The 295-nt window shown below is 59.0% G+C and carries 1 pseudogene; it reads right to left on the reverse strand.

The features are described 5' to 3' along the window. Positions 1-167, reverse strand: a pseudogene (locus tag GWC77_RS28545) (transposase); the annotation flags it as partial. Positions 168-295: the final 128 nt, after the last annotated feature.

A 295-nucleotide genomic window follows, 5' to 3' on the forward strand; every position in this document is an offset into this window, starting at 1 on the left:
CGGCGTAATGCGTCGACCAGTGGTTGTAAGAGCGTCGCGCCGTGGCCAACCCACTTCGCGAGCAGCGAGCGATCGAGCTCGACGCCCTCACGCGCATACATGACCGATTGCCGATACAACGGGATGTGATCTGCGAACTTCGAGACCAGCACGTGCGCGAGCAGTCCAGGGTGTGGCGCGACAATCTGGATGAGAGACGCGCGACAAACAAGATGAGAATGTCGCGGCGAGGTTGATGATGCCGATGTTGATTGACGCTGACAAGCGTTTGTTGATTGACGCGCGGCGCATGTTG

The organism is Paraburkholderia sp. NMBU_R16 (assembly GCF_013282575.1).
In the GTDB taxonomy this organism is placed as follows: domain Bacteria; phylum Pseudomonadota; class Gammaproteobacteria; order Burkholderiales; family Burkholderiaceae; genus Trinickia.